Annotated in this window: 1 pseudogene; it reads right to left on the reverse strand. The window is 35.0% G+C overall.

What is annotated here, in order from left to right:
• Window positions 1-156: 156 nt before the first annotated feature.
• Window positions 157-423 (reverse strand): annotated as a pseudogene (locus tag AYC60_RS08895) (murein hydrolase activator EnvC family protein); the annotation flags it as partial.

Consider the following 423-nt stretch of genomic DNA (forward strand, 5'->3'; position numbering starts at 1 on the left):
ATTTACATAATTTACTCCTGTTCTTACCTCAAAGTATAGATTAGGCTCGTTGGTAATACTATCACTGCCTAACACACCTATAGTCTGACCTTAAGTTACCTTAGCTCCACTTGCAACTCTAACAGTTGAAAGATTTCCATATACGGTTATAAAGTCTCAAGTGTCTATCAAAATTACAGCTCCAAGTCCGGTTAATGAAACAGAATAAAGTACTACTCCACTATCAGAAGCTTTTACTGCCTGTCCCAAACTTCCACGTATTTCTATCCCCTTACTTGTAATACCTTTAGTTTTTTCTTGACCATAAGCTACTACTATACTTCCATTTATAGGCATTATAAACTTACCTGTACCTTTAGGAACAACAACTTCTTTAACTGGTTCTGATTTAGTATTTGTTTCACCACTAGATTGAATTTCCTT

This window comes from Streptobacillus felis, assembly GCF_001559775.1.
GTDB classification, from domain to species: domain Bacteria; phylum Fusobacteriota; class Fusobacteriia; order Fusobacteriales; family Leptotrichiaceae; genus Streptobacillus; species Streptobacillus felis.